This is a genomic window from Burkholderia sp. NLJ2 (genome assembly GCF_049487195.1).
GTDB lineage: Bacteria > Pseudomonadota > Gammaproteobacteria > Burkholderiales > Burkholderiaceae > Burkholderia > Burkholderia pyrrocinia.
Genome location: NZ_CP137808.1, coordinates 2,260,590 through 2,279,928, shown reverse-complemented (window position 1 = coordinate 2,279,928; position 19,339 = coordinate 2,260,590). Strand labels below are relative to the sequence as shown.

19 protein-coding genes are annotated in these 19,339 nt (G+C 66.9%); 13 read left to right on the top strand and 6 right to left on the bottom strand.

What is annotated here, in order from left to right:
- Positions 1 to 3 precede the first annotated feature (3 nt).
- The 3 genes from lpxB to R9B84_RS10480 are packed head-to-tail and all read left to right on the top strand — an operon-like array spanning position 4 to position 2,593.
- Positions 4 to 1,173: a lipid-A-disaccharide synthase gene (gene lpxB, locus R9B84_RS10490; RefSeq protein WP_047900999.1), complete on the top strand. Its 1,170-nt coding sequence runs from the start codon at positions 4 to 6 to the stop codon at positions 1,171 to 1,173.
- Positions 1,170 to 1,814, top strand: coding sequence for a ribonuclease HII (rnhB, locus tag R9B84_RS10485; RefSeq protein ID WP_423757917.1), 645 nt, complete (start codon positions 1,170 to 1,172; stop codon positions 1,812 to 1,814). The genes lpxB and rnhB overlap by 4 nt, the downstream gene beginning before the upstream one ends.
- Complete coding sequence (locus R9B84_RS10480; protein ID WP_423757916.1) at positions 1,811 to 2,593, top strand: TrmH family RNA methyltransferase; 783 nt, start codon at positions 1,811 to 1,813, stop codon at positions 2,591 to 2,593. Before rnhB ends, R9B84_RS10480 begins: the two co-directional genes overlap by 4 nt.
- 99 nt (positions 2,594 to 2,692) lie before the next feature.
- Here R9B84_RS10480 and ppsR read toward each other — a convergent pair whose 3' ends face one another.
- Positions 2,693 to 3,508, bottom strand: coding sequence for a posphoenolpyruvate synthetase regulatory kinase/phosphorylase PpsR (ppsR, locus tag R9B84_RS10475; RefSeq protein WP_047900996.1), 816 nt, complete (start codon positions 3,506 to 3,508; stop codon positions 2,693 to 2,695).
- 377 nt (positions 3,509 to 3,885) lie between these two features.
- Between ppsR and ppsA the strand changes: the two genes are divergently transcribed.
- The 3 genes from ppsA (at position 3,886) to R9B84_RS10460 (ending at position 7,942) form a co-directional block, all read left to right on the top strand.
- Positions 3,886 to 6,285 carry a phosphoenolpyruvate synthase gene (ppsA, locus tag R9B84_RS10470; protein ID WP_423757915.1) on the top strand — a complete coding sequence of 800 codons (2,400 nt, stop codon included), beginning with the start codon at positions 3,886 to 3,888 and terminating at the stop codon, positions 6,283 to 6,285.
- Between the two features lie 253 nt (positions 6,286 to 6,538).
- Complete coding sequence (locus R9B84_RS10465; protein WP_423757914.1) at positions 6,539 to 6,973, top strand: NfeD family protein; 435 nt, start codon at positions 6,539 to 6,541, stop codon at positions 6,971 to 6,973.
- Positions 6,974 to 7,006: 33 nt separating this feature from the next.
- Positions 7,007 to 7,942 carry an SPFH domain-containing protein gene (locus R9B84_RS10460; RefSeq protein WP_423757913.1) on the top strand — a complete coding sequence of 312 codons (936 nt, stop codon included), beginning with the start codon at positions 7,007 to 7,009 and terminating at the stop codon, positions 7,940 to 7,942.
- Between the two features lie 248 nt (positions 7,943 to 8,190).
- Here R9B84_RS10460 and smpB read toward each other — a convergent pair whose 3' ends face one another.
- Positions 8,191 to 8,637 (bottom strand): SsrA-binding protein SmpB, encoded by a 447-nt coding sequence (gene smpB, locus R9B84_RS10455; RefSeq protein ID WP_047900992.1) that lies wholly within the window; start codon positions 8,635 to 8,637, stop codon positions 8,191 to 8,193.
- A 98-nt stretch (positions 8,638 to 8,735) separates the two neighbouring features.
- Here smpB and R9B84_RS10450 point away from each other — a divergent pair, with 98 nt between their 5' ends.
- Together R9B84_RS10450 and R9B84_RS10445 are read left to right on the top strand one after the other, a co-directional pair.
- Positions 8,736 to 9,173: a type II toxin-antitoxin system RatA family toxin gene (locus tag R9B84_RS10450; protein WP_423757912.1), complete on the top strand. Its 438-nt coding sequence runs from the start codon at positions 8,736 to 8,738 to the stop codon at positions 9,171 to 9,173.
- 4 nt (positions 9,174 to 9,177) lie between these two features.
- Complete coding sequence (locus R9B84_RS10445; protein ID WP_423757911.1) at positions 9,178 to 9,501, top strand: RnfH family protein; 324 nt, start codon at positions 9,178 to 9,180, stop codon at positions 9,499 to 9,501.
- A 54-nt stretch (positions 9,502 to 9,555) separates the two neighbouring features.
- Here R9B84_RS10445 and R9B84_RS10440 read toward each other — a convergent pair whose 3' ends face one another.
- From R9B84_RS10440 to R9B84_RS10430, 3 genes are all read right to left on the bottom strand, one after another.
- Positions 9,556 to 10,539 (bottom strand): DMT family transporter, encoded by a 984-nt coding sequence (locus R9B84_RS10440; protein ID WP_423757910.1) that lies wholly within the window; start codon positions 10,537 to 10,539, stop codon positions 9,556 to 9,558.
- Positions 10,540 to 10,722: 183 nt separating this feature from the next.
- Positions 10,723 to 11,409 carry a DUF5074 domain-containing protein gene (locus R9B84_RS10435; protein ID WP_423757909.1) on the bottom strand — a complete coding sequence of 229 codons (687 nt, stop codon included), beginning with the start codon at positions 11,407 to 11,409 and terminating at the stop codon, positions 10,723 to 10,725.
- A 31-nt stretch (positions 11,410 to 11,440) separates the two neighbouring features.
- Complete coding sequence (locus tag R9B84_RS10430) at positions 11,441 to 12,661, bottom strand: helix-turn-helix domain-containing protein (protein WP_423757908.1); 1,221 nt, start codon at positions 12,659 to 12,661, stop codon at positions 11,441 to 11,443.
- Between the two features lie 114 nt (positions 12,662 to 12,775).
- Here R9B84_RS10430 and R9B84_RS10425 point away from each other — a divergent pair, with 114 nt between their 5' ends.
- From R9B84_RS10425 to guaA, 5 genes are all read left to right on the top strand, one after another.
- Positions 12,776 to 13,540, top strand: coding sequence for a DUF899 domain-containing protein (locus R9B84_RS10425; RefSeq protein ID WP_423757907.1), 765 nt, complete (start codon positions 12,776 to 12,778; stop codon positions 13,538 to 13,540).
- A 30-nt stretch (positions 13,541 to 13,570) separates the two neighbouring features.
- A complete protein-coding gene (locus R9B84_RS10420) occupies positions 13,571 to 14,380 on the top strand; it encodes a DUF2182 domain-containing protein (protein ID WP_423757906.1) in 810 nt (269 codons plus the stop codon).
- 280 nt (positions 14,381 to 14,660) lie between these two features.
- Complete coding sequence (gene guaB, locus R9B84_RS10415) at positions 14,661 to 16,121, top strand: IMP dehydrogenase (protein WP_047900987.1); 1,461 nt, start codon at positions 14,661 to 14,663, stop codon at positions 16,119 to 16,121.
- Positions 16,122 to 16,127: 6 nt separating this feature from the next.
- A complete protein-coding gene (locus R9B84_RS10410) occupies positions 16,128 to 16,727 on the top strand; it encodes a hypothetical protein (protein WP_423757905.1) in 600 nt (199 codons plus the stop codon).
- A 107-nt stretch (positions 16,728 to 16,834) separates the two neighbouring features.
- On the top strand, positions 16,835 to 18,454 hold the full coding sequence (guaA, locus tag R9B84_RS10405) for a glutamine-hydrolyzing GMP synthase (protein ID WP_423757904.1): 1,620 nt from the start codon (positions 16,835 to 16,837) through the stop codon (positions 18,452 to 18,454).
- Positions 18,455 to 18,656: 202 nt separating this feature from the next.
- Here the strand turns inward: guaA and R9B84_RS10400 are convergent, their stop codons facing one another.
- Positions 18,657 to 19,274 (bottom strand): PolC-type DNA polymerase III, encoded by a 618-nt coding sequence (locus R9B84_RS10400; protein ID WP_423757903.1) that lies wholly within the window; start codon positions 19,272 to 19,274, stop codon positions 18,657 to 18,659.
- Positions 19,275 to 19,339: the final 65 nt, after the last annotated feature.

Genomic DNA, 19,339 nt, shown 5'->3' with positions numbered 1-19,339 from the left:
GCGATGCCGCTTCCGACCAATCAGCTCCGGCTCGCGATGGTGGCCGGCGAGCCGTCGGGCGATTTGCTCGCGGCGTCGCTGCTCGGCGGGCTGCGCGAGCGGCTGCCCGAATCGGCCCAGTACTACGGGATCGGCGGGCCGCGGATGATCGCGCAGGGCTTCGACTCGCACTGGCAAATGGACAAACTGACCGTGCGCGGCTATGTCGAGGCGCTGGGCCAGATTCCCGAGATCCTGCGGATTCGCGGCGAGTTGAAACGCCAACTGCTCGCGGAGCGGCCGGACGCGTTCATCGGCATCGACGCGCCGGATTTCAACTTCAACGTCGAACAGGCCGCGCGCGACGCAGGCATTCCGTCGATCCACTTCGTGTGCCCGTCGATCTGGGCATGGCGCGGCGGCCGGATCAAGAAGATCGCCAAGTCCGTCGATCACATGCTGTGCCTGTTCCCGTTCGAGCCGGCGATTCTCGACAAGGCCGGCGTCGCATCGACCTACGTCGGCCATCCGCTGGCCGACGAGATCCCGCTCGAGCCCGACACGCACGGCGCGCGCATCGCGCTGGGCCTGCCCGCAGACGGCCCCGTGATCGCGGTGCTGCCGGGCAGCCGGCGCTCGGAGATCGCGCTGATCGGCCCGACCTTCTTCGCGGCGATGGCGCTGATGCAGCAGCGCGAGCCCGGTGTGCGGTTCGTGATGCCGGCGGCGACGCCCGCGCTGCGCGAGCTGCTGCAGCCGCTCGTCGACGCGCATCCGCAGCTCGCGCTGACGATCACCGACGGCCGCTCGCAAGTCGCGATGACGGCCGCCGATGCGATCCTCGTGAAGAGCGGCACCGTCACGCTGGAAGCGGCGCTGCTGAAGAAGCCGATGGTGATCTCGTACAAGGTGCCCTGGCTGACCGGGCAGATCATGCGCCGGCAGGGCTACCTGCCGTATGTCGGCTTGCCGAACATCCTGGCGGGGCGCTTCGTCGTGCCCGAGCTGCTGCAGCATTTCGCGACGCCCGAGGCGCTCGCCGATGCGACGCTCACGCAGTTGCGCGACGACGCGAACCGCCGCACGCTGACCGAAGTGTTTACCGAAATGCATCTTTCGCTGCGGCAGAACACGGCCGCGAAGGCGGCCGAAGCGGTCGTGCGCGTGCTCGAACAACGCAAGGGGCGCGCATGACGGCAGCACGCGTACCGCGCCGCCGCGCGTCGAGCGACGTGCAGGGTGGTTTCGACTTCAGTCGGCCCGACGAGATCGTCTGCGGCGTCGACGAAGCCGGCCGCGGCCCGCTCGCGGGGCCGGTGGTGGCCGCCGCGGTGATCCTCGATCCGGCGCAGCCGATCGACGGGCTCGACGATTCGAAGGCGCTGTCCGCGAAGAAGCGCGACGCGCTGTACGACCTGATCGTCGCGCGTTCGCGCGCGTATTGCGTCGCGTCGGCAAGCGTCGACGAAATCGATACGCTGAACATCCTGCACGCGACGATGCTCGCGATGAAGCGGGCCGTCGAGGGCCTGTCGGTCCTGCCGACGCTCGCGCAGATCGACGGCAACCGCTGCCCGACGTTGACGGTGCGCGCCGAGGCGATCGTCAGCGGCGATGCGCTGGTGCCGAGCATCTCGGCCGCGTCGATCCTCGCGAAGGTCACGCGCGACCGCATGCTCGTCGACCTGCACGAACGCTTCCCGGTGTACGGCTTCAACGTACATGCGGGCTACGGCACCGCGAAACACCTTGCCGCGCTGCGTGAGCACGGCCCGTGCGAAGTGCACCGGCGCTCGTTCGCGCCTGTGCGCGCGGCACTCGATCTGATTCGATGAAAAGCATTACTTCCCGCGACAACCCGCTGTACAAGCGCCTGAAGGCGCTCGCGGGTTCGACGCCCCATCAGCGCCGCAGCGGCCACGCGCTGCTGGAAGGATTCCATCTCGCGAGCGCGTACCTCGACACGGGCGCGACGCCCGAGCTGTGCGTGGCGACCGAAGGCGCACTTGGCCACGCCGAGGCGCAGGCGATCGTCGCACGCATCGACGCGCAGCGTGTCGTCACGCTGCCGGACGCGCTGTTCGGGCAGTTGTCGAACGTCGTCAACGGCGTCGGTTTCCTGTTGTTGGTCGACCGGCCGGCGCAACCGCTGCCGGAGCGTGTGACGCATACGTCGGTCGTGCTCGACGGCGTGCAGGACGCCGGCAACGTCGGCTCGATCCTGCGCAGCGCCGCGGCCGCCGGCGTGCGCCATGTGTTCTGCGCGCCGGGCACGGCCTACGCATGGTCGTCGAAGGTGCTGCGTTCGGGGATGGGCGCGCATTTCCTGCTGTCGATCCACGAGGATGTTGAAGCCGCGGCGCTCGCCGAACGCCTCGACGTGCCGGTCGCGCTGACCGATTCGCATGGCGCGCAGGCGCTCTATGACTGCGACCTGTCGGGGCCCGTCGCATGGGTATTCGGCAACGAGGGCGCCGGCGTATCGGCGTTCTGGCGCGATGCGGCCACGCATCGCGTGACGATTCCGCAACCGGGCGGGATGGAGTCGCTGAATGTTGCCGCAGCAGCAGCGGTGTGCCTGTTCGAGCAGGTGCGACAGCAGCGGCCTGCGTGATGCCGCATGCGGGCATTCCCCGCACCACGAAAAAAGGCCGCGTTCGACGCGGCCTTTTTGTTTCCGGCGGCGGCCAGATGGCCGCAAGCGCGCAGGCGCTCAGTACGACTGCCGGTCGAGGCGGATTTCCTGCAGGATCGTCGTCGCGATTTCCTCGATCGACTTGTGCGTCGACGACAGCCACTTGATCCCCTCGCGGCGCATCATCGCTTCGGCCTCGTTGATCTCGTAGCGGCAGTTCTCGGGTGCCGCGTACTTGCTGCCCGGCCGGCGCTCGTTGCGAATCTCCGACAGACGCTGCGGGTCGATCGACAGCCCGAACAGTTTTTCACGGTGCGCGGAGAGCGCCGACGGCAGCTTGCCGCGTTCGAAGTCTTCCGGAATCAGCGGATAGTTCGCGGCCTTCACGCCGTACTGCATCGCGAGATACAGGCTCGTCGGCGTCTTGCCGCTGCGCGACACGCCGACGAGGATCACGTCGGCTTCCGACAGGTTGCGGTTCGACTGGCCGTCGTCGTGCGCGAGCGAGAAGTTGATCGCCTCGATCCGCGTCTTGTATTCCTCGGTGTCCGCGTTCTGATGGCCGCGGCCCATCGCGTGGCTCGACTTGAGCTCCAGCTCCTGCTCGAGCGGCTCGACGAAGCGCTGGAACATGTCGAGCACGAGCGCGTTGGAGCGCTTGACGATGTCGTTCGACTCGCTGTCGACGAGCGTCGTGAACACGATCGCGCGGCGGCCGTCGTGCACGGCGGCCTCGTTGATCTTCTCGACGGTCGCATAGGCCTTGTCGAGCGAGTCGACGAACGGCACGCGCACGAGACGGAATTTCTGGTCGAACTGGGAGAGGATCGAATGCGCGAAGGTTTCGGCAGTGATCCCCGTGCCGTCGGAGACGATGAAAACGGTTGGCAGCATGAATCTGGGCGTCGAACGTGAAGGGCGGTTGCGCGGGGCGGCTGGAGGTTCGCCTCCAGACGCAGTGACAAGGTCGCGCCACATCCGGCAGCCGGCACGGTAGAATAGCGGCAACCTGTTGGATAAGCAATTGCGGGGGCAGGGCGCGAACGGCGCCCGTGGCTTGGCCGCTTGATTCCAAAATTCCCGGCAAGTTCGGCGATTCGTCTGAGAATATCGCCCTTCTGCCGGGATTTTTGCAAATCGGGTCTGAAGATTTTCCGCCGCTGCGATTGTTTATCTAACAGGTTGCGCAAGACGCGCCGCGCCTTTTTGCAGGCGCCCGCGTCCAAGCCCACTTGCGCGATCGAGCATTTTTTTCACACTTAGGGGCTTGTATGACTAACGCAGCAAACGTCGCAAAGGACCAGGCGTATGTAATTCCGTTCGAGCAGTTGCGGATGACCGATGTGGAGATCGTCGGCGGCAAGAATGCGTCGCTCGGCGAGATGATCAGCCAGCTTTCCGAAGCAGGCGTTCGCGTGCCCACCGGTTTCGCCACGACCGCGCTCGCGTTCCGCGATTTCCTCACGCACAACGACCTTACCGACCGCATCGCCAAGCGTCTCGAGTCGCTCGACATCGACGACGTGAAGGCGCTCGCCGAAGCCGGTGCCGAAATCCGCAAGTGGATCGTCGACGCGCCGATGCAGTCGCGCCTCGAGCAGGAAATCCGCGCGCAGTTCGAAGTCCTGAAGAACGGCTCGCCGGCCGAGCTGTCGTTCGCCGTGCGCTCGTCCGCGACCGCGGAAGACCTGCCCGACGCATCGTTCGCCGGCCAGCAGGAGTCGTACCTGAACGTCGTCGGCATCGAAGACGTGCTCGACCGCATGAAGCACGTGTTCGCGTCGCTGTATAACGACCGCGCGATCTCGTACCGCGTGCACAAGGGCTTCACGCACGCCGAGGTCGCCCTGTCGGCCGGCGTGCAGCGCATGGTCCGCTCGGACGTCGGCGCCGCCGGCGTGATGTTCACGATCGATACCGAATCGGGCTTCAAGGACGCCGTGTTCATCACGTCGAGCTACGGCCTGGGCGAAACCGTCGTGCAGGGCGCGGTGAACCCGGACGAGTTCTATGTGTTCAAGACGACGCTCGCACAGGACAAGTACCCGATCATCCGCCGCTCGATCGGCTCGAAGCTGATCAAGATGGAATTCACGCAGCCGGGCGAGCCGGGCCGCGTGAAGACGGTCGACGTGCCCCACGAGCAGCGCAACCGCTACTCGATCACCGACGAGGACGTGATCGAGCTGGCGAAGTACGCGGTCATCATCGAGAAGCACTACCAGCGTCCGATGGACATCGAGTGGGGCAAGGACGGCCGCGACGGCAAGATCTTCATCCTGCAGGCGCGCCCGGAAACGGTGAAGAGCCAGGCGACCGGCAAGGCGGAGCAGCGCTTCAAGCTGAAGGGCCAGTCGCAGGTGCTCGCGACGGGCCGTGCGATCGGCCAGAAGATCGGCGCGGGCCCCGTGCGCGTGATCCAGGATCCGTCGGAAATGGAACGCGTGCAGCCGGGCGACGTGCTGGTTGCCGACATGACCGACCCGAACTGGGAGCCGGTGATGAAGCGCGCGGCCGCGATCGTCACGAACCGTGGCGGCCGGACCTGCCACGCGGCGATCATCGCGCGTGAGCTCGGCGTGCCGGCGGTGGTCGGCTGCGGCGACGCGACCGACATCCTGAAGGACGGCGCGCTCGTCACCGTGTCGTGCGCGGAAGGCGACGAAGGCAAGATCTACGACGGCCTGCTCGAGACGGAAGTCACGGAAGTGCAGCGCGGCGAACTGCCGGAAATCCCGGTCAAGATCATGATGAACGTCGGCAACCCGCAGCTCGCGTTCGACTTCTCGCAACTGCCGAACGCCGGCGTGGGCCTCGCGCGTCTCGAGTTCATCATCAACAACAACATCGGCGTACACCCGAAGGCGATTCTCGAGTACCCGAACATCGACCAGGACCTGAAGAAGGCCGTCGAGAGCGTTGCGCGCGGCCACGCGTCGCCGCGTCAGTTCTACGTCGACAAGCTGACGGAAGGTGTCGCGACGATCGCCGCGGCGTTCTATCCGAAGCCCGTGATCGTGCGTCTGTCCGACTTCAAGTCGAACGAGTACAAGAAGCTGATCGGCGGTTCGCGTTACGAGCCGGACGAGGAAAACCCGATGCTGGGTTTCCGCGGCGCATCGCGCTACATCGCCGAAGACTTCGCGCCGGCGTTCGAGATGGAGTGCCGTGCACTGAAGCGCGTGCGCGACGAGATGGGTCTGACCAACGTCGAGATCATGGTACCGTTCGTGCGTACCGTGAAGCAGGCGGAGCGTGTCGTCGGCCTGCTCGAGAAGTTCGGCCTGAAGCGCGGCGAAAACGACCTGCGTCTCGTGATGATGTGCGAAGTCCCGACCAACGCGATCCTCGCCGAAGAGTTCCTGCAGCACTTCGACGGTTTCTCGATCGGCTCGAACGACCTCACGCAGCTCACGCTCGGCCTCGACCGCGACTCGGGCATGGAACTGCTGGCAGTCGACTTCGACGAACGCGACCCGGCCGTCAAGTTCCTGTTGAAGCGTGCGATCGATACCTGCCGTAAGATGGGCAAGTACGTCGGCATCTGCGGCCAGGGCCCGTCCGATCACCCGGATTTCGCGCAATGGCTGACCGATGAAGGCATCGTGTCGATCTCGCTGAACCCGGACACGATCATCGAAACGTGGCAGGCGCTCGCCAACCGGAAGTAACGGTCGGTAACGCACCTTCGGCGAAAGCGCGGGTCCGCCGCGCTTTCGTTGAAGGCGAAATGCAAGGTTCATGCTATAAACACCCCGGTAAGCACCGGGGTGTTTTTGTTTGTCGGGACGCGCCGGGCCGCCCCAAGCGTGCCGACCGCCCCCGCGGGGGGGGAGCCGTGCATGGGACCGGAGTAAGCGCTGAAGCGCCAACTCCGGTCGACAGCGAACGAAGTGAGCGTGGGGGCGTTTTCTGGAGACCACAATGATGTCCGGGCATCTGTTCTGGTGGGTCGCGGTGGGCGTGCTGGTCGTGGCCGAGTTGCTGACGGGCACGTTCTATCTGCTGATGATCGCGCTCGGCTTTCTCGCGGGCGGGTTGCTGCAACTGGCCGGTTTTGCGCCGCACGTGCAGTTCGGCGCGGCGGCCGCGGTCGCGGTCGTCGCGATGATCGTGCTGCGCCGTTCGGGGCTCGGCCGCAAGCAGAAGCGCGACACGTCGACGAATCCCGACGTCAATCTCGATATCGGCGCGACCGTCACGGTCGACGCGTGGCGTGACGGCCGTGCGCGCGTGCAGTATCGCGGCGCCGACTGGGACGTCGAGCTCGCGAACGGCGAGCGAGACGATGCGCGCGTGTATCAGGTGAGTGCCGTGCGCGGCAACTGTCTCGTGGTCGTGGCGAAACCCGCGGGCTGATCGTCCGCTGATACAACAAGGAGGGAATACTTCATGGATTCGCTGATCATCTGGGTTGTCCTGCTCGTCATCGCGATCGTGATCGTGTCGAAAACGGTGAAGATCGTGCCGCAGCAGCATGCGTGGGTGCTCGAGCGCTTCGGTCGCTATCACGCGACGCTGTCGCCCGGTCTCAATATCGTGCTGCCGTTCGTCGATCGCATTGCGTATCGCCACGTGCTGAAGGAAATTCCGCTCGACGTGCCGAGCCAGATCTGCATCACGCGCGACAACACGCAGCTTCAGGTCGACGGCGTGCTGTATTTCCAGGTGATGGACCCGATGAAGGCGTCGTACGGGTCGAGCAACTTCGTGCTCGCGATCACGCAGCTGTCGCAGACGATGCTGCGCTCGGTGATCGGCAAGCTGGAGCTCGACAAGACTTTCGAGGAGCGCGACTTCATCAACCACAGCATCGTGTCGGCGCTTGACGAGGCCGCCTCGAACTGGGGTGTGAAGGTGCTGCGCTACGAGATCAAGGACCTGACGCCGCCGAAGGAAATCCTGCACGCGATGCAGGCGCAGATCACCGCAGAGCGCGAAAAGCGCGCGCTGATCGCCGCATCCGAGGGCCGCAAGCAGGAACAGATCAACCTCGCGTCGGGTGCGCGCGAAGCGGCGATCCAGAAGTCCGAAGGCGAGCGGCAGGCCGCGATCAACCAGGCGCAGGGCGAGGCCGCCGCAATCCTTGCCGTGGCCGAGGCGAACGCGCAGGCGATCCAGAAGATCGCGAACGCGATGCAGTCGCAGGGCGGGATGGACGCGGTGAACCTGAAGGTCGCCGAGCAGTATGTCGGCGCGTTCGCGAATCTCGCAAAGCAGGGCAACACGCTGATCGTGCCGTCGAACCTGGCGGATCTCGGCGGTGCAATCGCATCGGCGATGTCGATCGTCAAAAACGCGTCGCCGGCTGCGGGCGGGAAGGGCTGAGCGGACGGGCGCGATTGGCTGGCGGTCGCCGCGTGCGGCTGGCGTGCGGCGAATCGTCGCGCAGCCGGGCGGGCCAGGATGATGTCCGTCGGTTGCCGGCCAACCCCTGTCGTTGGCCGAAACGACACGGCGTCCGGAATCCCGCCGCCCGCGTCCGGTCGCCGAAATGTGCGAATCACGCGGTACAAAGCAACACGGCCCGCTTCGAGCGGGCCGTGTCGTTTGCGATGCGTGTCGTGTCGCGCGCGTCAGGTGCCGGCGCGCATGATGCGTGCCTTCTCGCGTTCCCAGTCGCGCTTCTTCTCGGTTTCGCGCTTGTCGTGCAGCTTCTTGCCCTTTGCGAGCGCAATGTCGCACTTCACGCGGCCGCCCTTGTAGTGGAAGTTCAGCGGCACGAGCGTGTAGCCGCGCTGCTCGACCTTGCCGATCAGTTTCTTGATTTCTTCACGGTGCAGCAGCAGCTTGCGCGTGCGAACCGGGTCGGGATTGATGTGCGTCGAGGCTTCGGGCAGCGGGCTGATATGGGTGCCGATCAGGAAGATCTCGGCGTTCTTCACCACGACGTAGCCCTCCTTGATCTGGCCGCGCCCGGCGCGCAGCGCCTTGACCTCCCAGCCCTCCAGCACGAGCCCCGCCTCGTAGCGTTCCTCGATGTGATAATCGAAGTGCGCTTTCCTGTTGTCGATGATGCTCATGAAAGGATTGGGCCAACTCGTTTAAAATCACGATTTTAGCAAAGCGGGGCGAGAATCGCCCGGCTTGCTTTCCCACCTTCAGCGATGCCGCGCGATTTATGGCAGATGTCCAGAAAACCGTATTGATCCGTCATTCGGCGGAACAGATGTTCGACCTCGTCACCGACGTGGCCGACTACCCCAATTTCCTGCCCTGGTGCGGCGGCGTCGAAATTCGCCGTCAGGACGACAGCGGGATGGAAGCGCGCATCGATATCAACTTCAAGGGCATCAAGCAGCATTTTGCGACGCGCAACACGCAGCAGCGTCCGACGCGGATCGACATGGAGTTCACGGACGGCCCGTTCAAGAAGTTCACGGGCTCGTGGCGTTTCACCGCGCTGCGCGCCGATGCATGCAAGATCGAATTCGCGCTGCACTACGAGTTTTCGAGCGTCCTGCTCGAGAAGATCATCGGGCCCGTGTTCAGCCACATCGCGAACACGTTCGTCGATTCGTTCGTGAAGCGCGCGGACCAGCGCTACGGGAAGGGGTGACGCGATGCTGTCGATCGAAGTCTGTTATGCGCTGCCGGACCGCCAGACGCTGATTCCGGTGTCGCTGCCCGAAGGCGCGACCGTTCGCTCGGCGATCGACGCGAGCGGCGTGCTCGCGCTGCACCCGGAGATCGACCTCGCGCAAGCGAAGACGGGCGTGTATGGCAAGCTCGCATCGCTCGACGCGCCGCTCGCCGACCACGACCGCGTCGAGATCTACCGCCCGCTGATCGTCGATCCGAAGCTGGCGCGCCAGCGGCGCGTCGACAAGTCCCGCCGCGCCGGCTCCATCGAGGGCCGCAAGTGGATGCACAAGGACGCGCGCTGACGCGCGCGGTTCCGCTCCTTCCATCCCCATTCGTCTGATCAAACGCCGCGGCGCTCAGTGGGCCGCGACGTTCGCATTGACCGACGCGCTGCCTGGCGTAGCGCCGCCGGCGGGCGTGTCGCCGTGCTGTCGCACGGAGCCGTACACGCCTGCGAGCAGCAGCACGAGCGCTGCGATCTCGAGTGCGTGCGGCATCCGCTGGTCGTAGACGAACGCGTAAAGCATCGCGAACACGGTTTCGAACACGATCAACTGGCCCGACAGCGTGAGCGGCAACCGCTTCGACGCGGCATTCCACAGCCCGTTGCCGAGCCACGACGCGCCGATCGCGAGCACGAGGTTCAGCAGCCAGAACAACTGCCAGCGCGACGCCGGCACGGCCGCCTGCACCGTACCGGCCGGCAGCGCGAGGATCGCGATCCAGCAGAGCCCGCCGATCAGGCCCGTCACGACGCCCCACAGCACCGACCATTCGTTGCCGCCGAAACGATGATGGCGCTGCAGGTAGCGCGCGTTCGCGACCGCGTACCAGGTCCAGCTCGCCAGCGCGCCGGCCGCGCAGGCGATTCCCGCGAGCTTCTGGTCGAGCGTCGTCGCGTGCGCGGCCTCGGACGTGAACAGGTCGACGTTGATGCAGACGATGCCTGCGATCACCAGTGCCAGCGGGACGGCCAGCCGCCGCAACGGCACGGCGCCGTGGTCGCCGAGACCCGCGAGCGTGACGGTAACGGGCAATACGCCGACGATCAGCGAGCTGGGCGCGATGCCGATCAGGTGCACCGCGCCGGTCAGCAGCATGTAGTACGCGACGTTGCCGACGACCGCAAGCTTCACGAGCGCGACGAGATCGTCGCGGGTCAGCCGCGCGAGCAGCGAGCGGGCGGCCGGCAGTGCGGCCGCGAGCGACACGAGGCCGTACATCGCGTAGCGGCCGGCGCTCAGCAGCAGCGGCGAGAAGTCGGTCAGCAGCCGCGGAACGAGAAACACCATGCCCCACAGGGCACCTGCCAGGACACCATAGACCACACCGCGCCGCATCGACTGCTCCGAACACATGAACGAGCGCGCATCTTAGCGACGCCGGTTCGGCGGCGTCTTGTTCATTCCTGCACTCGGAGCATGGCTGGGCTTCGACGTGTTGCGCGACGGTGCGGCCGCGATCCGTTCCTGATTCTGGAGAGTTCGCGGCCGCAGTATGTTCCGGATCAGCGGTCGGTCGAATCAGCCGTCGGCCGGATCGGGCGTCGCACCGGCGCCGTCGCCCGGCGTCCGCGCTCGCGCCGGGCGCCGCACGATGCGCAGCTTGCCGCTGTTGCCGCCGCCGCAGTAGAAGCGGTCGTGGCCGTCGGATTCGAGCCCCGACACGCCGACGCCGGGCGGCATGTCGACCTGCTCGAGCACCTGACCCGTACGCGGATCGATGTGCCGCAGCTCGCTCTGGTCGGCTTCCCAGGTGCCGTGCCACAGCTCGCCGTCGACCCACGTCACGCCGGTGACGAAGCGGTTCGACTCGATCGTGCGCAGCACGGCACCCGATTCCGGATCGATCTGATGAATCTTGCGTTCGCGGTACTGGCCGACCCACAGCGTGCCTTCGGCCCACGCGAGCCCCGAGTCGGCGCCGCCGCCGGGTGCGGGGATCGTCGCGAGCACGCGGCCCGATTCCGGATCGATCTTCTCGATGCGGTCTTCGACGATCTGGAACAGGTGGCGGCCGTCGAATGCCGTGCCCGCATGCGCGGCAACGTCGAGCGAGCGGACGGTCGTGCCGCGCTCGGGATCGAGTGCATTCAGCTTGTCGCCGGACGCGTACCACACGTGCTGCCCGTCGAACGTGACGCCGTGCACGCCGTCGACGCCCGGAAACGGGCCGTACTCGCGAATGATCTCTGCATGGGAGCGTTTCATGTTCGTCACCTCGTCGTTCGGTGAGGCCATCCTAATCTCCCGGTAGCGGCGCAGGGAGTAACAAGGTCGTCGCGAATCCGGGCAGCGGCGGCGTCATCCAGCGCCGCGCGCGTCCGCGTCCGAGCGCCTGCACCTTGTCCGCTTCGGCAAGCGCGTCCAGCGCGCGCTGCACGGTGCGCTGGCTCGCGCCGAGCGCGAGCGCCAGCGCGGAGCTCGACCACGCTTCGCCGTCGGCGAGGAGCGCGAGCACGGCTGCGTGGCGATCGTCGACCGGGCGTGCGAGTACGACGGTCTCGCGTACGCCGAGCGGTTCGAGCGCGAAACCGCGCGCCGTTGCGGTGACGTTCGCGAGCGGTCGCAGCACCGCGCGCAGCCGGCCGATCTCGACGCGCAGGCGCGCGCGATGCGATTCGTCCGCATGTTTCGCGCGGAACGCGGCGGCCACGAGCGCATTTCTCGATACGTCGGCCGGCCATGCCTCGCCGAGCGTACGGGCGAGCACGAACAGCACGGGGCGGCGTGCGAGCGACACGGTCGTGCGCGCGTCGCGCACCGTGTGACGGCACGCATCGACGACGAGCGTATTCGACGCGAACAGCGTCTCGACTTCGTCGAGCTGTACGAGCCGCGACGTGCCGCGCGTTATGAGTCGCGCGGCCGGCGCATCGAGCACGCGCACGGCGGTGTCGACCTCGGCCGTCAGCGCGGCGATGCCGGCGTCGCGGGCGGCCGTGCGCGCACGGTCGAGCGCAGCGCGAGCCGCGTGCGTGCGAATGCGGCGCATCGCGATGCCGGCCGCGATCAGTTCATGGGCGGCGCGCGACGCGGCCGGCAGCGGCGCGGGATCGAGAGTCGCGAGCATCCGTTCGGCATCGTCGATATGACCGATCAGCAGCAGCCGGCGCACGCCGAGATAGCGCGCATGTGCGGCGTTCGCGCGGTCGCCGTGCGCGTCGAGCGTCGCGCACGCGGCATCGAGCGCGCGCGTCGGCCAGCGGAGGTCGCGCGACGCGAGCGCGATCTCGGCTTCCGCGACGACGCAGCGCGCACGCGCGACAGCTTCCTTCGCGCCGAACGCGCGGGCGGCGCCGCGCACGAGTACCCGCGCGCGTTCGAAATCGCCGAGCTGCGCCATCGCGATCCCGCGCAGCGCGAGCGCCGGCGCGTCGTCGCGCAGCGCGACGCGGTTCAGCGCGCCGAGCGCGTCACCGGCCGCAAGCGCGCGCGCAGCCGCGGTGATCAGCGAATCCATCCGAATCCCGACACACTTGTCACTCCCTCCGGCCCGATGCCGAGCACTAATCTAGCACCACGCACACGGCGCCGTACGCCGTGCCCGGATACCCATCGGAAGGAGGAACCCGCAATGACGACCCATCTCACCGGAACGCGCGACGAATGGCTGGCCGAGCGCAGGGCGCTGCTCGAGGCCGAAAAGGCGCTGACGCGGCAAAGCGACGAACTCGTGCGGCGGCGCCAGGCACTGCCTTGGGTGCGCGTCGACAAGACCTACCGGTTCGACACCGAAGAAGGGCAGGCGACGCTCGACGACCTGTTTCGCGGCCGTTCGCAACTGCTCGTCTATCACTTCATGTTCGGCCCCGACTACAAGGCGGGTTGCCCATCGTGCTCGGCGCTCGCGGACGGCTTCGACGGTTTTGCCGTGCATTTGGCGAACCACGACGTGACGCTCGCGGCCGTGTCGCGCGCGCCGCTCGCCAAGCTGCTCGCGTACCGGCAGCGGATGGGGTGGTCCTTCCCGTGGGCGTCGTCGGTCGGCAGCGATTTCAACTTCGACTTCAACGTGTCGTTCACCGAAACGCAGCGGCGCGCGGGCGACGTCGAATACAACTACGCGCGGGCGGCGCACGCGATGGACATGGATCCGCCGCCGGCGCCCGTCGTGCAGTTCGCGGCGACGTGCGGCACCGACGCGGCCACCTATTCGCTCGACCGGCCGGGGATGAGCGCGTTCGTGCGCGAGGACGGTGCCGTCTATCACACGTACTCGACCTATGCGCGCGGGCTCGACGGGTTGTGGGGGATGTATCAGTGGCTGGATCGCGCGCCGCTCGGGCGCAACGAGGCGGGCCCGTGGTGGCGCCGCCACGACGAGTACGCGCGCGGTTGAGCGCGGGCCGGCGACGGGCGGGAGCGCGCGATGACACGGCCGGCAACCGGCGATCCGGGCCGCGATCGGCGGGCGTTCGGCGCGGCGCTCGTTGCCGTGTTCGCCGCCGCCGCGATGGCCACGCTGGCGCAGCACGCAGCCATGGACGCGATGGGCGGCGAACCCATGCACGGCGGCTGGACGCTCTCGTCGGCGTGGCTGCGGCCGTGCGGTTGGGGCGCCGGCCGCGCGTTCGCGGCATTCGCCGGCATGTGGGGCGCGATGACCGTGACGATGATGCTGCCCGTGCTGGCGCCGACGCTCTGGCGATACCGGCAGCGCGTCGGCTCGCTGGCCTCGGCGCGCTCGACCTGGCTGGTCGTCGTCGCGGGCGCCGGGTATTTCGCAGTATGGATGGCGCTCGGCGCGATTGCGTTTCCGCTCGGCAGCGCGCTGACGGCCGCTGCGGCCCGGCTGCCGGTGCTCGCCCGCGCAATGCCGTTCGCGGCCGGCGCAGTCGTGTCGGGCGCGGGCGTATTGCAGTTCTCGGCGTGGAAGGTGCGCCGGCTGGCGTGCTGTCGCCACGCGTGGGCGCACCCGCACCCGCACCCGTCGCGGACGGATGCCGGCGCGGCATGGCGGCACGGCGTGCAAGTCGCGATGCGTTGCGGAGCGTGTTGCGGGAACCTGATGGCGGTCGCACTGGCGGCCGGCATGATGGATCTGCGCGTGATGGCCGCCGTGACGGTCGCGATCGCCGCCGAGCGCCTGGCGCCAGGCGAGCGTGTTGCGCGGCTCGTCGGTGGCATCGCGATCGGGGGCGGCATCGCGATGATCGCGCGTGCGGCCGGGCTGGTGTAAGACCGGGGAGGCGAGTGGCGTTGCGGGCCTATTCGGCGCGTTGCCGGGCCGCGGCCGTCACCGCCGTGTGGCCCGGTCGCGACAGGCGCAGTTGCCGAGGTGCAGCCCGTTGCGCGAATGGCTCGATGCGGCGGTGAAACGAAAGGCGATCGAAAACGAACCGAACGGCGATCCGAACGATTCGGCCCCTGACCGCATGAAAACGGCTAAGCCGTTGTTCGTGTTGTGAAAATTCGCAGCGCTTCGCGTATAATTCGCTTTTGCGCCCATAGGATTTGCCATGCGTCTGATCCAAAAAGCACTCACTTTCGATGACGTGCTCCTCGTACCCGCCTTCTCCGACGTTCTCCCGCGCGACACCAGCCTCAAGACCAAGCTGACCCGCAACATCTCCCTGAACATGCCGCTCGTGTCCGCCGCTATGGACACGGTCACCGAAGGTCGCCTCGCGATCGCGATGGCGCAGCAGGGTGGGGTCGGTATCGTCCACAAGAACCTCACGCCGGCCGAGCAGGCCCGCGAGGTCGCGAAGGTCAAGCGTTTCGAGTCGGGCGTCGTCCGCGATCCGATCACGGTGCCGCCGCAGATGAAGGTGCGCGACGTGATCGCGCTGTCGCGCCAGCATGGCATCTCGGGCTTCCCGGTCGTCGAAGGCCCGCAGCTCGTCGGCATCGTCACGAACCGCGACCTGCGTTTCGAAACGCGCCTCGACGAGCCGGTCAAGTCGATCATGACGCCGCGCGAGCGCCTCGTCACGGTCAAGGAAGGCACGCCGCTCGCCGAAGCGAAGGCGCTGATGCACAGCCACCGCCTCGAGCGCGTGCTGGTCGTCAACGACGCATTCGAACTGCGCGGCCTGATGACCGTCAAGGACATCACGAAGCAGACCGAGCACCCGGACGCGTGCAAGGACGAACACGGCAAGCTGCGCGCAGGTGCGGCGGTCGGCGTCGGTCCGGACAACGAAGAGCGCGTCGAGCTGCTGGTGCAAGCCGGCGTCGACGTGATCGTCGTCGATACCGCGCACGGTCACAGCAAGGGCGTGCTCGAGCGCGTCCGCTGGGTCAAGCAGAACTTCCCGCACGTCGAAGTGATCGGTGGCAACATCGCGACGGCCGCTGCCGCGAAGGCGCTCGTCGAGTACGGCGCGGACGCGGTCAAGGTCGGTATCGGCCCCGGCTCGATCTGCACGACGCGGATCGTCGCGGGCGTTGGCGTGCCGCAGATCAGCGCGATCGCGAACGTCGCGGAAGCGCTGAAGGGCACCGGCGTGCCGTGCATCGCCGACGGCGGCGTGCGCTTCTCGGGCGACGTGTCGAAGGCCCTCGCGGCCGGCGCGAACGCGGTGATGATGGGCAGCATGTTCGCGGGCACCGAAGAGGCGCCGGGCGACGTGTTCCTGTATCAAGGCCGCCAGTACAAGTCGTATCGCGGCATGGGTTCGGTCGGTGCGATGAAGGACGGCGCGGCAGACCGCTACTTCCAGGACAACTCGGCGAACATCGACAAGCTCGTGCCGGAAGGCATCGAAGGCCGCGTCGCGTACAAGGGCTCGGTCAACGCGATCCTGTTCCAGCTGGTCGGCGGCGTGCGCGCCAGCATGGGCTATTGCGGCTGCCGGTCGATCGACGAGCTGCACGACAAGGCCGAGTTCGTCCAGATCACCGCGGCGGGCATGCGCGAGTCGCACGTGCACGACGTGCAGATCACGAAGGAAGCGCCGAACTACCACGTGGACTGATCGCCGATGAAACCGCTGCTGCGAGCTGTGTTGATCATCGATGCCGTGCTGCTGCTGGCGTTCGGCGTGCTGTTCGTGCTGACGCCCTGGCAGTCGCTCTTCAACGCGCTGCAGCTGGCGAACGTCCAGCCGGCGATGCTCGGCCAGGCGTTTGGCATCGCGTTGCTCGGGCTCGCGTGGCTCGCGTTTCATGCGGCGTTCAACGGCGACCTCACGGCACCCGTCGCGCGGTCGGTCGGCCATGTGTACTGGCTGACCGGCGCGCTGACGATTGTCTGGTCGCTCGGCACCGGCAGCGGTCCCGCGCTCGCGGCCGCCGGCAGGGTGCTGTCGGTCGTGGCCGGGGGCGCGCTGATCGTGCTCGGCCTCGGCGGTGTGCGGCTCGCATCGGCCGTGCGCCGGCGCGAGAAAGCGCAGGCGCTCGAGGCGCGCGCACCGGCGCAGCGTCCGGCCGAGCCGGCGATGGCGCCGGCGTCGTCGCCGGCACCACAGCGTGTCGAGCCCGTCGCCAGCCGTCCCGCGGCGCCCGCGGCGGCGCCGTCGGCCGCATCCAGCCAATCGTCAGGCGGCATCGCACTCGACGAGCGCCCGCCGATGCAGGATTGACCGGCCATGCGTCGCGCGTGCCACCTGCCGCCCGACGCCGCCGTCCATGCTATTGACGCAGCGCACGATGCGCTGCTTTTCTTATTCTCTTCATCCCGTCCGCAGCCATGCACGACAAAATCCTGATTCTCGACTTCGGTTCGCAAGTCACCCAACTGATTGCGCGGCGCGTGCGTGAAGCGCACGTCTACTGCGAAATCCATCCGAACGATGTGTCCGACGACTTCGTCCGCGAGTTCGCGCCGAAGGCGGTGATCCTGTCGGGCAGCCACGCGAGCACGTACGAAGACCATCAACTGCGCGCGCCGCAGGCCGTGTGGGATCTCGGTGTGCCGGTGCTCGGCATCTGCTACGGCATGCAGACGATGGCCGTGCAGCTCGGCGGCAAGGTCGAGTGGAGCGACCATCGCGAATTCGGCTATGCGGAAATGCGCGCGCACGGCCATACGCGCCTGCTCGACGGCATCGAGGATTTCACGACGGCCGAAGGCCACGGGATGCTGAAGGTCTGGATGAGCCACGGCGACAAGGTCGCCGAGCTGCCGCCGGGCTTCGCGCTGATGGCGTCGACGCCGAGCTGCCCGATCGCCGGCATGGCCGACGAGGCGCGCGGCTACTACGCGGTGCAGTTCCATCCGGAAGTCACGCACACGGTGAAGGGCCGCCAGATCATCGAACGCTTCGTGCTGCAGATCGCCGGCGCGAAACCCGACTGGATCATGCGCAACCACATCGAGGAAGCCGTCGCGAAGATTCGCGAGCAGGTTGGTGACGAGGAAGTGATTCTCGGCCTGTCGGGCGGTGTCGATTCGAGCGTCGCGGCCGCGTTGATCCATCGCGCGATCGGCGACCAGCTCACCTGCGTGTTCGTCGACCACGGCCTGCTGCGCCTGAACGAAGGCAAGATGGTGCTCGACATGTTCGAGGGCCGCCTGCATGCGAAGGTCGTGCACGTCGACGCAGCCGACCAGTTCCTCGGCCACCTGGCCGGCGTGACCGATCCGGAAGCGAAGCGCAAGATCATCGGCCGCGAGTTCGTCGAAGTGTTCCAGGCCGAGGCGAAGAAGCTGTCGAAGGCGAAGTGGCTCGCGCAGGGCACGATCTATCCGGACGTGGTCGAATCGGGCGGCACGAAGACGAAGAAGGCGACGACGATCAAGAGCCACCACAACGTCGGCGGCCTGCCGGAAACGCTTGGCCTGAAGCTGCTCGAGCCGCTGCGCGACCTGTTCAAGGACGAAGTGCGCGAGCTGGGCGTCGCGCTCGGCTTGCCGCCGGAGATGGTGTACCGCCATCCGTTCCCGGGCCCGGGCCTCGGCGTGCGGATTCTCGGCGAAGTGAAGCGCGAATACGCGGACCTGCTGCGCCGCGCGGACGCGATCTTCATCGAGGAGCTGCGCAACACGACCGCGACCGCGCAGGATGCGGCTGCCGGCCTGTGCGGCGAATCCGATGTCGGCAAGAGCTGGTACGACCTGACGAGCCAGGCGTTCGCGGTGTTCCTGCCGGTGAAGTCGGTCGGCGTGATGGGCGATGGCCGCACGTACGACTACGTGACGTCGCTGCGTGCAGTGCAGACGACCGACTTCATGACCGCACACTGGGCGCACCTGCCGTACGCGCTGCTCGGCCGCGCGTCGAACCGGATCATCAACGAGGTGCGCGGGATCAACCGTGTGGTGTACGACATCTCGGGGAAGCCGCCGGCGACGATCGAGTGGGAGTAAGCATTCCTGCTGAATCAGCGCTTGATTCCGCTCTCGTCGTCGCGCATTGGTTGATGTCGCGATAGTTCGTAAGCGGATTGCTGGTTCAGTTCGTCTGCTGCCCAGTCGCAGATTCGGACAAGAAACGGCCTGGCGGTTGCCAGGCCGTTTTGCATTGGCGCGTTGCGCGAGTCAGGAAACGTCGGTTTCCGTTCCTTGGATCTCACGCGTGCGTTCGCACGAGCGAACGCAAGTACATAGGCACCTTCACCTTGCTCGTTGTCTGGACACGTGTCATCAGATCGTGATCGATACGATTCAGTCCGTAAGTCCGGGCAATGTCGTGCTGCAACCGGCACCACAGATGACTGGCCATCTCGGCGTCGACCATCGCCCGGTGAGCGCGGCCCGATTTCGGCAACTGCAGCGTCTCGGCCAGGCTCGACAGGCGGTGACTCCGGGCGTCCGGGTAGATGCGTCTCGCCACGAGCATCGTGCAAGCAAAGGAATGCTCGGCTGACATGTCGAGAAGCCCGAGCTCCGCCTGCCAGAACCGCTTATCGAAACCGGCGTTGTGTGCGACGACCGCATGCTTGCCGACGAACGCCGCCGCTTCCTTCATCACTTTCGACGCCGGGGGCGCCGATGCAATCATGTCGTTCGTGATGCCGGTCAGCGCGACGACGTCGGACGGTATGCGCCTGCCCGAATTCATCAAGCTCTGGAAACGGTCGACGACTTGTCCGTCGCGTAGAAGAATGACGGCAATTTCGGTAGCACGGTCGCCCAGATTCGGCGAAAGCCCGGTTGTTTCGAAGTCCAGTACCGCAACGGTTTGCATGGTTGAATCCTGTTGCATCATGCGATGGCGTGAGTTTGGCCGAGAGGGTAGCATCTTCGGGCCAG